This is a genomic window from Olleya sp. YS (assembly GCF_029760915.1).
Taxonomy (GTDB): domain Bacteria; phylum Bacteroidota; class Bacteroidia; order Flavobacteriales; family Flavobacteriaceae; genus Olleya.
The window spans coordinates 2416701-2432460 of sequence record NZ_CP121685.1 but is presented as its reverse complement, the minus strand read 5'-3'; the positions used below and the strand labels follow the sequence as shown (position 1 = coordinate 2432460).

17 protein-coding genes are annotated in these 15760 nt (G+C 31.6%); 11 read left to right on the top strand and 6 right to left on the bottom strand.

Translation table 11 applies throughout. The features are described 5' to 3' along the window. Positions 1–39: 39 nt before the first annotated feature. A complete protein-coding gene (gene rocD, locus Ollyesu_RS11115; protein WP_279301294.1) occupies positions 40–1320 on the bottom strand; it encodes an ornithine--oxo-acid transaminase in 1281 nt (426 codons plus the stop codon). A gap of 240 nt (positions 1321–1560) precedes the next feature. Between rocD and rlmD the strand changes: the two genes are divergently transcribed. The 3 genes from rlmD to Ollyesu_RS11100 are packed head-to-tail and all read left to right on the top strand — an operon-like array spanning position 1561 to position 4204. Beyond that, positions 1561–2973, top strand: coding sequence for a 23S rRNA (uracil(1939)-C(5))-methyltransferase RlmD (gene rlmD / locus Ollyesu_RS11110; RefSeq protein ID WP_279301293.1), 1413 nt, complete (start codon positions 1561–1563; stop codon positions 2971–2973). Positions 2974–2982: 9 nt separating this feature from the next. Then, positions 2983–3504, top strand: a complete 522-nt coding sequence (locus tag Ollyesu_RS11105) for a DUF6452 family protein (RefSeq protein WP_279301292.1) — start codon at positions 2983–2985, stop codon at positions 3502–3504. After that, positions 3470–4204: a DUF6048 family protein gene (locus Ollyesu_RS11100; protein ID WP_279301291.1), complete on the top strand. Its 735-nt coding sequence runs from the start codon at positions 3470–3472 to the stop codon at positions 4202–4204. The genes Ollyesu_RS11105 and Ollyesu_RS11100 overlap by 35 nt, the downstream gene beginning before the upstream one ends. A 2-nt stretch (positions 4205–4206) precedes the next feature. Here Ollyesu_RS11100 and Ollyesu_RS11095 read toward each other — a convergent pair whose 3' ends face one another. Genes Ollyesu_RS11095 through Ollyesu_RS11085 form a run of 3 tightly spaced genes read right to left on the bottom strand, consistent with a single transcriptional unit; the run spans position 4207 to position 7710 of the window. Further along, positions 4207–4947 (bottom strand): hypothetical protein, encoded by a 741-nt coding sequence (locus tag Ollyesu_RS11095; RefSeq protein WP_279301290.1) that lies wholly within the window; start codon positions 4945–4947, stop codon positions 4207–4209. After that, the gene (locus Ollyesu_RS11090) at positions 4934–6547 is read right to left on the bottom strand and encodes a sulfatase-like hydrolase/transferase (RefSeq protein ID WP_279301289.1); all 1614 of its coding nucleotides are present in this window, start codon (positions 6545–6547) and stop codon (positions 4934–4936) included. Before Ollyesu_RS11090 ends, Ollyesu_RS11095 begins: the two co-directional genes overlap by 14 nt. Next, a complete protein-coding gene (locus Ollyesu_RS11085; RefSeq protein ID WP_279301288.1) occupies positions 6547–7710 on the bottom strand; it encodes a THUMP domain-containing protein in 1164 nt (387 codons plus the stop codon). Before Ollyesu_RS11085 ends, Ollyesu_RS11090 begins: the two co-directional genes overlap by 1 nt. Before the next feature lie 181 nt (positions 7711–7891). Here Ollyesu_RS11085 and Ollyesu_RS11080 point away from each other — a divergent pair, with 181 nt between their 5' ends. The 8 genes from Ollyesu_RS11080 to Ollyesu_RS11045 all read left to right on the top strand — a co-directional run bounded on the left by Ollyesu_RS11080 (position 7892) and on the right by Ollyesu_RS11045 (position 14353). After that, entirely contained in the window at positions 7892–8623 is a 732-nt protein-coding gene (locus Ollyesu_RS11080; protein ID WP_279301287.1) for a class I SAM-dependent methyltransferase, read from the top strand. A gap of 8 nt (positions 8624–8631) precedes the next feature. Then, on the top strand, positions 8632–9303 hold the full coding sequence (locus Ollyesu_RS11075; RefSeq protein WP_279301286.1) for a ZIP family metal transporter: 672 nt from the start codon (positions 8632–8634) through the stop codon (positions 9301–9303). Between the two features lie 171 nt (positions 9304–9474). Further along, positions 9475–9903 (top strand): DUF4268 domain-containing protein, encoded by a 429-nt coding sequence (locus tag Ollyesu_RS11070; protein ID WP_279301285.1) that lies wholly within the window; start codon positions 9475–9477, stop codon positions 9901–9903. A 309-nt stretch (positions 9904–10212) separates the two neighbouring features. Then, the gene (locus Ollyesu_RS11065) at positions 10213–11778 is read left to right on the top strand and encodes a hypothetical protein (protein ID WP_279301284.1); all 1566 of its coding nucleotides are present in this window, start codon (positions 10213–10215) and stop codon (positions 11776–11778) included. Positions 11779–11812: 34 nt separating this feature from the next. Beyond that, the gene (locus tag Ollyesu_RS11060) at positions 11813–12550 is read left to right on the top strand and encodes a hypothetical protein (RefSeq protein ID WP_279301283.1); all 738 of its coding nucleotides are present in this window, start codon (positions 11813–11815) and stop codon (positions 12548–12550) included. Positions 12551–12959: 409 nt separating this feature from the next. Beyond that, complete coding sequence (locus Ollyesu_RS11055) at positions 12960–13295, top strand: DUF4440 domain-containing protein (protein ID WP_279301282.1); 336 nt, start codon at positions 12960–12962, stop codon at positions 13293–13295. Positions 13296–13347: 52 nt separating this feature from the next. After that, entirely contained in the window at positions 13348–13677 is a 330-nt protein-coding gene (locus tag Ollyesu_RS11050) for an antibiotic biosynthesis monooxygenase (RefSeq protein ID WP_279301281.1), read from the top strand. Positions 13678–13822: 145 nt separating this feature from the next. Then, positions 13823–14353, top strand: coding sequence for a nuclear transport factor 2 family protein (locus Ollyesu_RS11045; protein ID WP_279301280.1), 531 nt, complete (start codon positions 13823–13825; stop codon positions 14351–14353). A 2-nt stretch (positions 14354–14355) separates the two neighbouring features. Here the strand turns inward: Ollyesu_RS11045 and Ollyesu_RS11040 are convergent, their stop codons facing one another. Then, positions 14356–14982 (bottom strand): hemolysin III family protein, encoded by a 627-nt coding sequence (locus Ollyesu_RS11040; protein ID WP_279301279.1) that lies wholly within the window; start codon positions 14980–14982, stop codon positions 14356–14358. Beyond that, positions 14982–15668 (bottom strand): DUF4294 domain-containing protein, encoded by a 687-nt coding sequence (locus Ollyesu_RS11035; RefSeq protein ID WP_279301278.1) that lies wholly within the window; start codon positions 15666–15668, stop codon positions 14982–14984. The genes Ollyesu_RS11040 and Ollyesu_RS11035 overlap by 1 nt, the downstream gene beginning before the upstream one ends. Positions 15669–15760: the final 92 nt, after the last annotated feature.

Here is a 15760-nt window from a genome sequence, read left to right as displayed (position 1 = left end):
TTAAGTTTCATCCTTTTAATTTTTTAAGACAATTGTCTTTTATTTTTCAAATTGTTGTAACGTTTTCGTAATTATTGAAATACAATCTAATAATTGATCTTTAGTCATTACTAAAGGTGGTGCAAAACGAATGATGTTACCATGTGTAGGCTTAGCTAATAATCCATTATCGCGTAATGCTAAACAAATGTTCCAAGCAGTATCACTATCTTCAGTATCGTTAATCAAAATAGCGTTTAGCAACCCTTTTCCTCTAACCGCATTTACTATAGTTGAGTGTTCTATGTATTTAGATAATTCATCTCTAAATAATTCACCCAAATCCGATGCGTTTTGTGCTAAATTTTCATCTTTAATTACTTCTAAAGCAGCTATTCCAATTGCTGCAGCAACAGGATTACCTCCAAAGGTACTTCCGTGATTTCCTGGTTTAATCACATTCATAATATTATCATTTGCCAACACAGCACTAACAGGATAAGCACCACCAGATAACGCTTTACCCAAAATTAAAATATCAGGTTTAACTTCTGGCGTACCAGAACAATGTTTGTCAGCACAGCTACAATTACCACAAGTCGCTAATAAACGTCCTGTTCTAGCAATTCCAGTTTGCACTTCGTCTGCAATAAATAAAACATTGTGCTTCTCACAAAGTGCTTTTGCTTTAGACAAATAATCATCACTTGGAACATAAACACCTGCTTCACCCTGAATAGGTTCTACCAAGAAACCTGCAACATTTTTATTACTATTTAAAGCATCTTCTAATGCGCTTAAGTTATCATATTCAATTTTAATAAATCCTTTAGTATAAGGACCAAAGTTTTTACGTGCTACTGGATCGTTTGAAAATGAAATTATCGTTGTTGTACGTCCATGAAAGTTGTTTTCACAAACAATGATCTCTGCTTCATTTTCGTCGATACCTTTAACTTCATAAGCCCATTTTCTACATAGTTTTAAGGCAGTTTCTACAGCTTCTGCACCAGTATTCATTGGTAACAGTTTATCAAAATTAAACGTTTCTGTCGCATACTTTTCAAACTTCCCTAACATATCGTTGTAAAATGCTCGAGATGTTAAAGTTAATGTTTGCGCTTGATTAACCATTGCTCCCACAATTTTTGGGTGACAATGTCCTTGGTTTACTGCAGAGTAAGCAGATAGGAAATCGTAGTATTGTTTTCCCTCTACATCCCAAACATGCACACCTTCTCCTCTACTCAATACTACTGGTAGTGGATGGTAATTATGTGCACCATACTTGTTTTCTAAATCCATCGCTTGTTGCGATGTTAATTGGTCTAAAACAGCCATTTTAAATAATTTTAAATGTGAATAAAAAAGCCATTCCTTATCTACCTTTATCCTTTCGAAGTCTAATCTCGCTAAACTTTAGTGAAGGCGAGAATCGAAAATTCAGCGTGGGAAAGAAATCATCCCTAAGAACTTGCAAATTACTAAATATTAATGTTGAAATAAAAAAATAGTTTCAAAAAAACTAAAAATCATAATTAAGAACTCGCAAATCGTAAATCCTTTCCTTACTTTTGCCACATGGCAAGAAAGAATACAAGAAAACAAGTGTTTACAAATGTTGAGGTTATAGATGCTGCAGCTAAGGGTAAAACGGTTGCTAAAGCACCTGATGGACGCGTCATATTTTTACCAAACGCAGTGCCTGGTGATGTAGTAGATGTACAAACTTTTAAAAAGCGTAAAGCATATTTTGAAGGTAAAGCAACTGTGTTTCATAAACTGTCAGATAAACGTACACAACCTGCTTGTCAGCATTTTGGTGTTTGTGGTGGTTGTAAATGGCAAGATATGGGTTACGAGCACCAATTGTATTACAAACAAAAAGAGGTGGTTAATAACTTATCTAGAATTGGACACTTAGAATTACCTGAAATAACACCCATTTTAGGCTCTGCAGAACAGTATTTTTACAGAAATAAAATGGAATTTTCGTTTAGCGATGCACGTTGGTTAACATTAGAAGAAATCCAATCCGATAAAGATTTAGGCGATAAAAATGCGTTAGGATTTCATATTCCTGGTATGTGGGATAAAATTCTAGATATCAAAAAATGTCATTTACAAGAAGATCCATCTAATGCCATTAGAAATGCAGTAAAAGATTTTGCTGTAAAACATAACTTAGAATTTTTTAATACAAGACATCAAACTGGTTTATTGCGCACTATGATGATTCGTACTTCCTCAACTGGAGATATTATGGTAGTCATTCAGTTTTTTAAAGAGAATAAAGAGCAACGCGAATTACTACTTGACTATCTTGCAGAAACCTTTCCAGAAATAACCTCGTTACAATACATTATCAACCAAAAAGCTAATGATACTATTTACGATCAAGACGTCATTTGCTATAAAGGTCAAGATCATATTTTTGAAGAGATGGAAGGCTTAAAATTTAAAATTAACGCTAAGTCTTTCTATCAAACTAATTCTGCTCAAGCCTACGAGTTGTATAAACTAACACGTGAATTCGCCGATTTAAAAGGTAACGAATTGGTTTACGATTTGTATACTGGAACCGGAACCATTGCACAATTTGTCTCTAAAAAAGCAAAAAAAGTTGTTGGTGTGGAAGCAGTTCCTGATGCTATTAGTGCTGCTAAAGAAAATGCAGAGCGTAATAACATAACAAATTGCGAATTTTTTGTTGGTGACATGAAAAACGTATTTAACCAAGAGTTTATCAACACTCATGGTCAACCAGATGTTATTATTACCGATCCTCCAAGAGATGGCATGCATAAAGACGTTGTTAAACAAATATTAAACATTGCGCCAGAAAAAGTAGTTTATGTAAGTTGCAATAGTGCAACACAAGCTAGAGATTTAGCGTTAATGAAAGAGCAATACAAAATTACTAAAGTACAACCAGTAGATATGTTTCCGCAAACCCATCATGTTGAAAATATTGTACTTTTAGAAAAACGATAGTCACTTTACATGAAACACATAAAATTAGTTTTATTATTCGTGATGTTGGCAAGTGTTTTTACTTGTGAACGTGACGATTTATGTCCAGAAACCACACCAACGACACCTAGTTTAATCATTGAGTTTTTTGATAACGCCACACAAGACAGCCCAAAAAATGTTTTTGACTTATATGTCATAGGTGAAGATAATAACATCGTATTACCTGGTTACAGTCTTGTAGATACTAACGAGTTAATTTTACCACTGAGAACCGATCAAGATAGTACCACTTTTAAAATAATTAGTAATGCGGTTTTAGATAGTGATGGAAATCTTACTGATGATGGTAATGAAGATATTGTAACCATAAGCTATCAACGTGAAGATGTCTATGTGTCTAGAGCTTGTGGATATAAAACTATTTTTAATAACGTTGTTGTTTCTGTAGATGGAGGAACAGACGGAAACTGGATTATATTTACAGAAGCTGCATTCGATAATTTAACAATTGAAGATGAAACAATTACGCACTATTTCTTTTATCATTAGTCTTTTTTGGTGCTGTAGTTATAACTTACAAGCACAAGATACTGAGATTACTAACGACACCATTAAGCTTCGTTACGGATTACGTTTAGGTGCAGACGCTAGTAAATTGATTAGAACTGCTTTTGATGATGAGTATTCTGGATTTGAATTAAATGCAGATTACAGATTAACCAGAAACTGGTTTATTGCAGGAGAAATTGGTACCGAAGAAAAAACTACAACTAACGAGTTTTTAAGTGTGACTGCTAGTGGAAGTTATTTTAAAGCAGGTTTTGATTACAACATGTACGACAATTGGAATGGCATGGATAATATGATTTTTGCTGGGTTTAGATTAGGTGCTAGCACATTTAGTCAAACCAGAAATAATTATACGGTGTACAATACTAATCAATATTGGCAACCACAATTTACTTCAACAGAAAGTACAAAAACTAGCGGGTTATCAGCTATTTGGTTTGAACTTATGTTAGGGATTAAAGCAGAAGTTATACACAATGTATATATAGGTGTCAATGCGCAATTAAAAGGAATGATTACTCAAGATCAACCTGTAAATTACGAAAATCTATATGTACCTGGTTTTTACAAAACATTTGATTCTGGTCGTATTGGTGTTGGATATGGTTATAATATCTCGTATCTAATTCCCATTTTTAAAAAAACTAATTCCAACACTGAAGAAGAGGAAGACGAGTAATACTATCGATTACCCTTTAAGGCTCTAAACCTAGTAATTAAGATAGCAACCGTTGTATCTTTTAGTCGCTCTCTAATCTCAATTTGTTTAAATTTAAGGCTACTTGGTACAGCATATATATTTTTAGTGGCTAACGGAAAATGTTGGGTTATAAATGTATAATCATCATACTGCAACGACAAACCTAAATTGGGTAGTTTATTAAGTTTAGACTTAATTAACTTTATAATAGAGTCTTGTTTGTCAGGTGATTTAGCATGTAGTTTTATAGGTAAATAATAGCTTATTTTGAAATCTTTTGAAAATACTGTTAATGCTTCAGGATGTACTGATTCTACTAACACATCACTTAAATTATAATCTTTGGGTTGTAATAACGTCATTAGTTTTAAATGAATCTTTTGGTTATTAGTCGTATCCAAATTTTTTATATCTAACCATAATTTTGGTTGGTTATCGTTTTTAATTTTTGATAAATACGTTTCAAAATCAAGCCCTATGGATTGCGCTGGTGGATGATTAACATCCAAGACATTATTAACTTCATCATATACCAAATCCAATTCAATACCTTTAAAATAGTGCAATGCAGATTCTAGTTTTTCAATAGAATTTACTCTATGGGCATAAATTTTATCCTCAAAACCAATATATTCAATATTAAATGGTAAGTATCTGTAAATAATAGATAACACTCCTAAAAAGAGAAAAAGATATAGTAACCGTTGTTTACCTTTTGTCATAATCCTCTCTGTTTTTAATCAATCTAGGTTTTCTGATAAATTGTGAACTAAAAATACTTTTAGTACTATCCATTTGTTTAAATCTGATGTTGGCTAGATCCGAAAAAGAATAAATAAAATCCTCTAAAATATAGGCTCTGCTAGTGTAGTTTTCAAATAACACTGTGTTGTTTTTTGCTTTATAGTCTTCTGAAAACCAAGCTATAAAAGGAACCTCGTACATTGGTCGAGTTGCCCAATACTCGTTATGTCCAACCATATCTAAAGTGTCAAATAACTCGTCTCCATGATCTGAAAAATATACTACAAAACTATTAGTTTGCTCATGTCTTATACGTTCTATCACTTCTCTTATAATTGAGTCGTTATAGCGTATGGCGTTATCATAATCGTTAATCAAAGTAAACGCTTTGTCATGCTTAAATTTTGCATCAACTTTATGGTCTTTAAAATAGTTGAATTGTTCTGGAAAACGATTTGCAAATCGACCATGTGTACCAATTAAATGCAGAAAAATCATTTTCTTTTTAGTTGGCTTTTTAAGTACAGTATCTAATACAGGCAACAGGGCTTCGTCATAAATAATGTCGTCAGAATTATCTGTAGATACAAAATGTTTTTCGGTTGCAGCGTTGGCAATTATAGACGAAATACGCTCGTGCATACCAACTGGACGTTGATTAGATATCCAATAGGTATCAAAACCTGCTGCATTAGCCAATTGAACTATTGATGTATTATTTTTTTTGTTAGGTGAATTAATATCAGAAAACGTTAATATTTTATCCAAAGACACAATGGTATGCACATGCGGAGCAATCACACTATCAAAAATCATTAGTTCATCCTTAATTTCTGAAAGTCTTGGGTTTGTTGGTCTGTTATAACCATACAATTGCATATGCCAATTAGACGTAGATTCACCAATAATAACCACATGAGTTTCTGGTGTATCATCCTTTTTTTCTACAGTTACATAATTTGATAAGGTTTTGGCTAAATCGGTTTTTAAGTCTTTGATAAGTCTACTATAATCTGAATAACTTTTAACACTAGTTAGTATTATATTTTCAGGCTCAAAACGCTTATGAATAATAAATAATGAAGTAATTATAGATAAAATAGCAATCCCTTTAAACCACTTAAAATGACCAGGCACATCCACTTTTTTAAGTAAATAAAAGGCAACAACAGGAACAATAATTATAAATAAAAAAGCTGATGTAATAACAAATCCATCAAAATAATTAGATAAAAAGTCAGCGCTTTCTGTTGTATCGGTTTCAAAAATAACAAACAAGGCGGAAGCACTAAGTTTAACCTGATAATTATGGTAAAAACTGAGTTTTATAAACACTAAAACAGAAAGCAATATAACAGAAGTAAATGCTGAAATTTGTTTGTGTTTTGTTTTGGTAAACAGTACTACCATGCAAAAAAAGAACACCGTAAAAAATCCAAAACCTAGAACTTCTTTTATATAATCTAAAGTGTCAGGGATTTTAAAAAAACCAATACACACCAATAATAACAACGGAATACCAACAATACCTGCTAATTTTACAAGCGAAATTATATTTTTGGCTAGTCCTTGTTTCATTAGTTGTCCATGTACTTTCCTTTTTTGCTTCCAGCGTAAATCTCGTATTTAACTAAACGCGATTCTAATTTAGCATTAAATAATTTAATTTTTCTTGAAGGACGTAACCCAACGTGTTTTAAAGCTTCTAAATTAGACGTAATAAACCAAGCATCTGTATTTGGGTAATTCTGCTTAAGTGTATCTCCTATTTGCTTGTAAAAAGTTTCCATCTCTATATCTAGACGCTCGCCATAAGGTGGATTAAACACCATGTGCAATTTATGGTCATTGTCCTGACGTTGCGTTTTAAAAAAGTCTTCGTGTTTAACTGAGATAAACTCGTCTAAATGCGCATTTTTAATATTCTCTTTAGCTTTAGCTACTGCACTTGGCGACTTATCAAAACCATAAATTTTATGATGAAAATCGCGTGTCTTTTTTAATAAGGATTCTTCAATTTTTTCAAATAAATCCACATCCCAATCGTTCCAACGTTCAAAACCAAACTCTTTACGCATAAGGTTTGGTGGAATGTTACAAGCTATCATTGCTGCTTCTGCTAACATGGTTCCACTACCGCACATTGGATCCATAAAATCGGACTGTCCATCCCAACCTGATAGCATGATTAATCCTGCTGCTAACACCTCGTTAATGGGTGCAATATTAGTAGCAATTTTATAACCACGTCTGTGTAAAGATTCTCCTGAAGCATCCAATGATATAGTACACACAGAGCGATCGATGTGCACATTAATTTTTAAATCCGGAAAACGCAAATCTACATTTGGACGCTCTCCAGTGGTGTCTCTAAACTTGTCGACAATAGCATCTTTAGTTTTTAAGGCAATGTATTTAGAGTGTGTAAAGTGGTTAGAATGTAAGGTCGCATCTACTGCTAAAGACCCATCGGACTTGAGGTATTTGTCCCATTTCATTTGGTAGACTTGCTTATACAAATCGTCTTCGGTAGACACTCTAAAGGTTTTAATAGGTTTTAATATTTTTATTGCTGTACGCAAACCCAAATTAGCTTTGTACATAAACCCTTTGTCACCAACAAAAGTCACGTTACGCACACCAATTTTAACCTCTTGTGCACCTAATTGTGTGAGCTCTTTTGCTAATAATTCTTCAAAACCAAATAAAGTTTTGGCTACCATTTTGAAATTTTCTTCCATTATTTTCGTCTAATACCTTGCAAAAATACTCTATTTTTGTCGGAAACATAACCTTTGCAAATAATTGGGTTAAGGATTGCAGCGACATCCTTTTTTTGCTGCCATATATGGCAAAAAAAGATATAGCGTAAAGCCTGGTGCTACGTAGCTTAAGCGAAGTAGCAAACCCCAAAATTAGACTATGACTAAACAGACTAAACAATGGTACGCGTCTTGGTTTGACACGCCATTTTACCACATACTTTATAAAGACAGAGATCATGCTGAGGCGGAACGGTTTATGTTCAGTTTGACCGAGTATTTAAATATTCCAGAACAGGGAAAAATATTGGATTTGGCTTGTGGTAAAGGTCGTCATGCGATCTATTTAAACTCTATAGGTTACGATGTGATTGGTGCAGATTTGTCTGAAAATAGTATCCAACACGCTAAGCAATTTGAAAACGACACCTTGCATTTTAAAGTGCATAATATGTGCAAGCCATTTGGTGAAACCTTTGATGCGGTGTTTAATTTATTTACTAGTTTTGGGTACTTTGATGATGAAGCCAATAATTTAGCCACCATTAAAGCCATAAAAGCTAATTTAAACAACACTGGGTTTGGTGTGATTGATTTTATGAATACCGAATACGTCATTGAAAACCTAGTACCAGAAGACATTAAAAGCGTAAATGGTATCGACTTTTTGCAACAACGACGTGTGGAAAACGGTTATATTATTAAAGATATTAGTTTTACTTTTGAAGGCGAAAACTACCAGTTTCAAGAGCGTGTTAGAGCCTTTAGTTTAAAAGACTTTGAAGGTTTATTTAAGCAAGCTGATGTGTATTTGTTGGATGTTTTTGGTGATTATAAATTAAGCAAATTCCATAATAAAACCTCAGAACGATTAATCATGATTTTTAAGTAATACAACACATGCAAAACTTTATTTTACCCATTATAGCTGTTGTTTTAGGATTTTTGTTAGTCTTAGTGTTTAAGCCTAAACACAACCGCAATCTTAAATTATTACTCGCTTTTAGTGGTGCGTTTTTACTGTCTATAACGGTTTTCGACTTTTTACCTGAAGTGTATAACAGTCAAGACAAACCTATTGGTTTGTTTATCATGATGGGTATTTTACTACAAATTATTTTAGAGTTTTTCTCTAAAGGAGCAGAACATGGTCATGTACATTTGGATAAGAGTAGTGTAGATTTTCCGTGGTTACTATTTATTAGTTTGAGTATCCATAGTATTTTGGAAGGTATCCCAATGGAAGCACATGAGCATTTAATTTATGGAATTATCATCCACAAACTACCTGTTGCGATTATATTATCTACGTTTTTCTTAGCCTCAAAATTAAGTAAAACCAAAAGCATATTATTTTTACTGTTGTTTGCGTTAATGACGCCTTTAGGTGTCTTTTTATCGACTCAATTTCAGTTTTTTGAATACTATTATTACGAGGTCTCTGCGTTGGTAATTGGTATCTTTTTACATATTAGTACCACTATTTTGTTTGAAAGTAGCGAAGGTCATAAGTTTAACCTAGCCAAACTAACCACTATCGTTTTAGGAATTGTAATTGCGTATTTAATTTAAGCGTCAGTTCGAGTTGAGCGACAACGAAGCGAAGTATCGAGAACAAGCGAATGTTGTAAAGCTTCTCGATACAAAATTTTTGCAAAATTTCACTCGAAGTGACGTTATGAATAAATAAAAATAAATCTTTGAAACTAATTACTACCTACTAAACACTAACTACTAACAACCATGTTTTCTAAGGAAGAATCTAAACAACTCAAGCAACTATTTTGGACCAGTTTTGGGAAATCTTTTCCTAGAAAGTGGATCTTGTACAACACAAAACTAAAAGGCGTGAGTTTTAAGTTTTACTTCGATAACAAAAAAGCAATGGTGACTTTAGATGTAGAAGACGACTTAGAATATCGCATCAAGTACTGGGAGAAGTTAACTGCTTTAAAATCTATTTTGTTGGACGATTACCTTCCTGAAGCTATTTATGACGAAGACTACCTTTTAGATAACGGAAAAGAAATTTCTAGAATTTACGTCACCTTACCACAAAAAGTCTCCATACACAACAAAAATACCTGGCAAGAGGTTATGGTGTTTTTTAACACACACATGAGTTTGTTTGAGGCTTTTTTTGAGGAATATAAGGAGGTGATTGAGGGATAACTTATTTATACATCTACTTCCTTATATAGCGTTTTACAACTCATATATTATTGGTTTTTAATCGTTAAGACCAGTAAAACCGTTTAAAAAATACGTAGTTCTACGTATTTTATTTGGTGTTTTTATTTTGTAGGTTTAATGTATAACAAAAAACTTCGTGTTGTTATCACTGGTTATTACGATGGGACATGGATAACTTTTGTTGTGATTTATGGAGTTGTATTCATTGTGACAGAACGTAAAAAATGATATTTAAAAGTGATTTTTATATACTCTAAAAAACAACTAAATTTAGGAAGCATAATTTATATGAAGTCAACTAAAATCTTAATAATACTTATTTTAAATACTGGTGTACTATTTGCACAATCGTTCCAGCCAGAATGCTATCCAATTTCTTATAAAGGCTCTTACACAAGATCTTATAGTAAAGATATAAAGGATATGAATTCAAATTTTTTTTCCTATTATCTAATAAAAAACCTTTTTAGTTTTAAAAACTTAGAAAAAAAAAGAAAATTAGAGGCTTTAGAATATGATAAAAAATCTTCTATAAGGAATTTTGATTTAGATTATCAAAATTATTTTTCAAAATTTATGTTTGAAACTACAGAATTTGATTCCTCAAATATAAATCTAGTAATAGATTCATTAAGAAACTCGCAAGGAGTTCTCTATGATTTTACTAAATATATTTCAGTTCTTAAAGCGAAAAAAGCAAAAAAAAAATCATTAAAATATATTTCAATAAAACTTGATAAGATTTTGGATTCAGTACAATATTTTATCAATAAAAAATATAATACAGAATTAAATCTGAAAATTAATCTAATTGAAAGTGAAAGAGTTGATTTGCACGAACCTAAAGATGGTAAATTAACAATCTATACTGGAATTCTCAGAAATATTATAAAAAAATCATTAGTCAGTTTTTTAAAAGAGCAAGAAATTAAATATATAGTTAATGATTATGACGACTTTTTAACTCCCATCATAGCCTACAATCTTTTTGATGATCTGAATGATACTTATTATGAAACTGGACTAAGAAATACTATAACTGATTATTTGTACTTGATTGAAAAAGAAAGTCTGCCAAAGTTTTATTATTTAAATAACTTGGAGACAAAAAAATTATTAGATAAAACTGATATTTGGTCTGAAGATTTTGATGATTATGATTCACAAATTGTGAATTTATTAAAAAATAAAATTGACAATAATCTCAATGTAATTAATAAATACCAAGATTACAATATACCCTTTTCAAATGGGTTTTATTTATCCAACGAGTTAGGAATGGAAGATCCAATTGTTGATCTACTATTATATGCTGTAAATAAGACAAAATTACCACCTGACTTTCAAATTTTAGTTGATAGTTTAGATAATGAAGAAATACAAGTTTCATGTATACAAGCTTCAAGTTCACTTTTTTTATATAATCTAATGTTGCAAAGTTACATGGAAAGTGAGTTAACTAAAATGATGGTTTTTTTAATTTCCCATGAAATATATCATGCTGAAAGAAAAAAAATCACACCTAATTCAAATCCTAAATGTGAGGAAGAAGAGTATCTTGCAGATATATTTGCTCTTGAAGTATATCTTAAGTTTTTACAAGGAGAGTATACCTCTAGAATTGCCGGAAAAATTGATTATGGCTTGTCTACTGCAATCAATGATTTTATTGGCAAGCCCATTAACCAAATTTTTGATAATTATTTTTTTGAATCAACATATTACGAAAATAGAAGATGTTATCCTGATGTTCCCATCAGAGTAGCTGAAATGAATAAAAGGATTAATGAAAGCATTGAAAACGAAAATACTTTTCAAGAATTCAAAAAATTTAAAGAAATGCTTAGCGAGTAGTGTTATAATTAAATAACTTTTTAAAATAAAAATCATGAAAAAAATTAAATTTATCGGATTTACTATTTCTTTATTAATATTCTTTTTTACAGGTTGTTCTCCCACTAAAGCATTATTGGGAAATAAATCTCCTTTGGTTAAAATTATAAAAGAATATAAATACACACCTTTTATCATTCCAAGAACTGATTGGGGAGCTGGGACTATAATTACTTATAATGATGACCAAGAATTGATAAAGGCTTTCCAAGACGAATGCTTAAATATATCAGCTAGAGAAACTAATTCTTTTTTACAAAACACATCTTATTCGATTAACAAAAAAAATGCTTTAGAAGTAAACCTTGCAAAAATTTTTGGTGGAAATGTAAATATTGTAGGTGCTTTAAATAATAATAGGGTTCAAAAAGTAAAAATTTCATTTAATCAGGCTAAAGAATGGGCTATATCGGAAATTTCAATAGAAAATAAATTGGAAGAGCTAACAGGCAATTGTTTAGATGCAATTGAAGGTGATGAAAATTTAGTTTTAGGTAGAGTTCTTCAAGTTAAATCACTTGAATACTCTTTTTATGATGAGAATGATAATAAAATTTCTATCGATACTAACATTTTAGATGATATCAATTTAAACAGCAGCACACATTCTAAATATGAAGGAAAGACTTCTTTATCCATCAATGAAGACGTATATATTGGCTACAGAAGATCGAAAGTTAATATAGAATCTGGAATAGCGGATGTAAAAATTAAAATAATTTATCAAGATTAGAAATAATATAATGACAAAAAGAGATCGAAATAAAAATAAGAGTATTCAATTTGTGAATTTGAATTAGAAAAAACTAAATACTAAAAACTTATTTATCTCATAGCCTACTAGTTGATTTAACAAAATTAAGACATACATAAGGTCATCAAATTTTTAAATTTGACAATTTCCCAAAAATAAAATAAATAGTAAAATTTAAAAATTCGGCTCGTGTTTAACCCGAAACTATAGCGTCTTTTAACACGCTACGTTTCATATACGGAGACGTTGGCAACAATTAAAAACTAACCTTATGAAAAATATATTGATAGCTATTTTACTGACTTTTTCAAGTACAGCTTTTGCTCAAACCTTTATCGGTAGTGAAGAAGACATTAACGTCATTCTCAAAAGCAAAGAAGAGTTCTCAATGAACTTTATCAATGGAAATATCACCAGAATTGTAGAGCGCTATACTACAGATGCAAAACTGTTTCCAAATGACAGCGAAATTATTGAAGGGTTCTATGACATCTCAAAGCATTTTACGATGCCTGAAAATGTCAAGATTGTTAGTCACAAAATATTTCCTAGTGAAATAAAAGTAGTTAATGAAAATGCATATGCCTATGGAACTTACGAAGGAACAACACTCACACCTGAAGGCGAAAAAATATCTTGGAAGGGTAAATACGTTAATGTATGGAGAAAAGAGAACGGTGAGTGGAAAGTTTATTTAGAAATTTGGAACAGCATTCCATTATAAAGAATATTTTCTTTGGAAAATCCTTTAATGTTAAAATAAAAAACGACCTCTAGTGAATCATAAAATTATCCGAACTTGGAAAGGATGGACAACCATAGATAATGCCCCAATTTATGAGGCTATGCTTATCAATGAGGTGTTTCCTGAAGTAAAAAGGAAAGGTGTTGAAGGCTTGGAAAAAGTCAGTATTTCAACAATGGAAAGGAATGATGAAATGGAGTTTTTTCTGGTGCTTCAATTTGACTCATTGAATTCTGTAAAAATGTTTGCTGGCGAAAACTATGAGCAAGCATACATACCAGAAAATGCAAAACTTGTATTATCAAGATATGATGAAACTGCTCAACATTTTACACTGAAAGAAGAATTAATATTAAAATAAAACTGTTGCCAACAATGGCTAAAAGTAATTGCTTGTTCTCTTCTAATTACAAATAAACCTCACTAATCTTTTATCTATTTTTTATTCACTAAATTAGTAAGCCTAATAACCATTTGGGCTTACTAACTTTTAATACATTCCTGTTATGTTTAAAAAATTAATATTTACTGTAGTATTATTTATTGCATTTACTTGTCAAAGTCACGCGCAATCTTTAGATAATTTAAAAGCTATAAATTATACGGTTTGGCTTAAATTTTATAAAGCGTTTAAAACTTTAGATTATACACTCATGGAACAAATTCATTCTAAAGACTTAGTAAGGATTTCTGGAGGAAAAAATATAAGTGATTTCGAGTCGTACATCAATAATTATAAAGCTAGATTTAATTCAGATAAAGAAAATAATATTTCTTACAATATCTCTCTACGCTTTTTTGAGCGTATTAACAATGACTCTGTAGCTTCAGAACGTGGAATTTACAAACTCATGATTAATCCTAATTCTGCAGATCCTCAAATATACTATGGACAATTTCATGTCATACTAAAAAAAGAAAATGGCGAGTGGAAAATTGTTATGGATTATGACTCAACTGAAAATAATACCATAGATAGTAAAGCGTATAATAAAGCTTACGGTATTAGTGAAACTGATAAGTTTACAGAAAATTAATTCTAAACCACAAAAAACAACACCATAAAAAAGTGGCAAATCGCACCAGCTAAGACAAACAAGTGCCAAATGACGTGGTTGTAAGGTATTTTCTCTATGGCATAAAACACAATACCAACCGTATAGGCTAAACCACCAGCCACGAGTAGTAGGATTCCGTTGGGTGCCATAAGGTTAGATAAGGTGGTAAAATCAAATACAATTAACCAACCCATGACCAAATACAACAACGTAGAAAAGATATTAAAACGTCCAGTAAAAAACAGTTTTAACACCACACCAAACGAAGCAATTGCCCAAACCACATAAAATAAGGTCCAACCCAAGCTTTGCTCTAAGGTAATGAGTAATACTGGTGTGTACGTTCCTGCAATAAGTAAGTAAATACTAACGTGGTCGACGATTCTAAAATAGTGCTTCTTTTTTTCGTCAGAGATGATATGGTATAGCGTTGATGCTGTAAATAAGATAATAATAGAGATTCCATAAACAATGACACTAAATAGGCTAAAATCTGTTTTTTTGGTTTCAAAAACAATAAGCAATACCAAAGCGACTATTCCAAACAAGGCTCCTAAACCATGACTTAATGCGTTTAGTTGTTCTTCAAAAGGGGTTTGTTTGCGCATTAGTTGTTAGTAGTAGTTTCAGAAGTGTCCCACTTATTGGTTAACTTAAAATATTCAAAATTTAAAGGCGATTTGACTAATTTTAGTTGTCCGTTTTGCCACGCTCTAATTAGAATATCTTCAATTAAGTAGTCCTCTTCAACCTGTTCTGGATCATACTCACGCTTTAAAGAGATATTAAACAGTTTGGCAGTACTATTATACCAAAAGGCTCGCCAACCATTACGCAATTCTTTAATCAAATCAAACGCAGTGGTTCCGGTTTGTCTGTGAATGAGTTTCACTAAAATCTGACCTTCCGTCTTTGTGAGTTTTTTTAACTCTTCAGAAAACTGTTCTTCTATATACTTTTGGACTTTCTTAGCGTATTTTTTCTTTTGACGTCTATTTTTTAAAGTGGCTAGACGTGTGTTTAAGGCATTCAAACGGTCTGCAGCTAACTTAGCATAAGGATACACCTTTATGGTTTTTCGTCTTAAAATATAATAGCGTCTACGGTCTTCTTTACTTTTAAACGTCAGTTTATCTAATAGCATGACCTCATCCAAATAAATAGACTTGTGTGGTATGGAGTCGCCTTCAATAATAATGTATTCGACTTCAGTCGAGTCTTGCATAACCTCGTTATCTTCTTGCGAAAACAACAACACTGGTACACATAAAAACAAAAAAATAATATACTTCATAGCTACATATCTGCTAAAACTATTCCAAAGCAGACTTTAATAACGCAAAATTAATAATTAACGCGTAGCTTACTATTAAATAAGTGTGAATA

Bases quoted from the DNA above. Each gene is read 5' to 3' on its own strand.
- Ollyesu_RS11075 (WP_279301286.1), top strand. From the start codon at position 8,632: ATGCAAAACTTTATTTTACCCATTATAGCTGTTGTTTTAGGATTTTTG.
- Ollyesu_RS11065 (WP_279301284.1), top strand. From the start codon at position 10,213: ATGAAGTCAACTAAAATCTTAATAATACTTATTTTAAATACTGGTGTA.
- Ollyesu_RS11060 (WP_279301283.1), top strand. From the start codon at position 11,813: ATGAAAAAAATTAAATTTATCGGATTTACTATTTCTTTATTAATATTC.
- Ollyesu_RS11095 (WP_279301290.1), bottom strand. From the start codon at position 4,947: ATGACAAAAGGTAAACAACGGTTACTATATCTTTTTCTCTTTTTAGGA.
- Ollyesu_RS11085 (WP_279301288.1), bottom strand. From the start codon at position 7,710: ATGGAAGAAAATTTCAAAATGGTAGCCAAAACTTTATTTGGTTTTGAA.
- Ollyesu_RS11055 (WP_279301282.1), top strand. From the start codon at position 12,960: ATGAACTTTATCAATGGAAATATCACCAGAATTGTAGAGCGCTATACT.
- Ollyesu_RS11105 (WP_279301292.1), top strand. From the start codon at position 2,983: ATGAAACACATAAAATTAGTTTTATTATTCGTGATGTTGGCAAGTGTT.
- Ollyesu_RS11080 (WP_279301287.1), top strand. From the start codon at position 7,892: ATGACTAAACAGACTAAACAATGGTACGCGTCTTGGTTTGACACGCCA.
- Ollyesu_RS11040 (WP_279301279.1), bottom strand. From the start codon at position 14,982: ATGCGCAAACAAACCCCTTTTGAAGAACAACTAAACGCATTAAGTCAT.
- Ollyesu_RS11035 (WP_279301278.1), bottom strand. From the start codon at position 15,668: ATGAAGTATATTATTTTTTTGTTTTTATGTGTACCAGTGTTGTTGTTT.
- Ollyesu_RS11090 (WP_279301289.1), bottom strand. From the start codon at position 6,547: ATGAAACAAGGACTAGCCAAAAATATAATTTCGCTTGTAAAATTAGCA.
- Ollyesu_RS11045 (WP_279301280.1), top strand. From the start codon at position 13,823: ATGTTTAAAAAATTAATATTTACTGTAGTATTATTTATTGCATTTACT.
- rlmD (WP_279301293.1), top strand. From the start codon at position 1,561: ATGGCAAGAAAGAATACAAGAAAACAAGTGTTTACAAATGTTGAGGTT.
- Ollyesu_RS11100 (WP_279301291.1), top strand. From the start codon at position 3,470: ATGAAACAATTACGCACTATTTCTTTTATCATTAGTCTTTTTTGGTGC.
- rocD (WP_279301294.1), bottom strand. From the start codon at position 1,320: ATGGCTGTTTTAGACCAATTAACATCGCAACAAGCGATGGATTTAGAA.
- Ollyesu_RS11070 (WP_279301285.1), top strand. From the start codon at position 9,475: ATGTTTTCTAAGGAAGAATCTAAACAACTCAAGCAACTATTTTGGACC.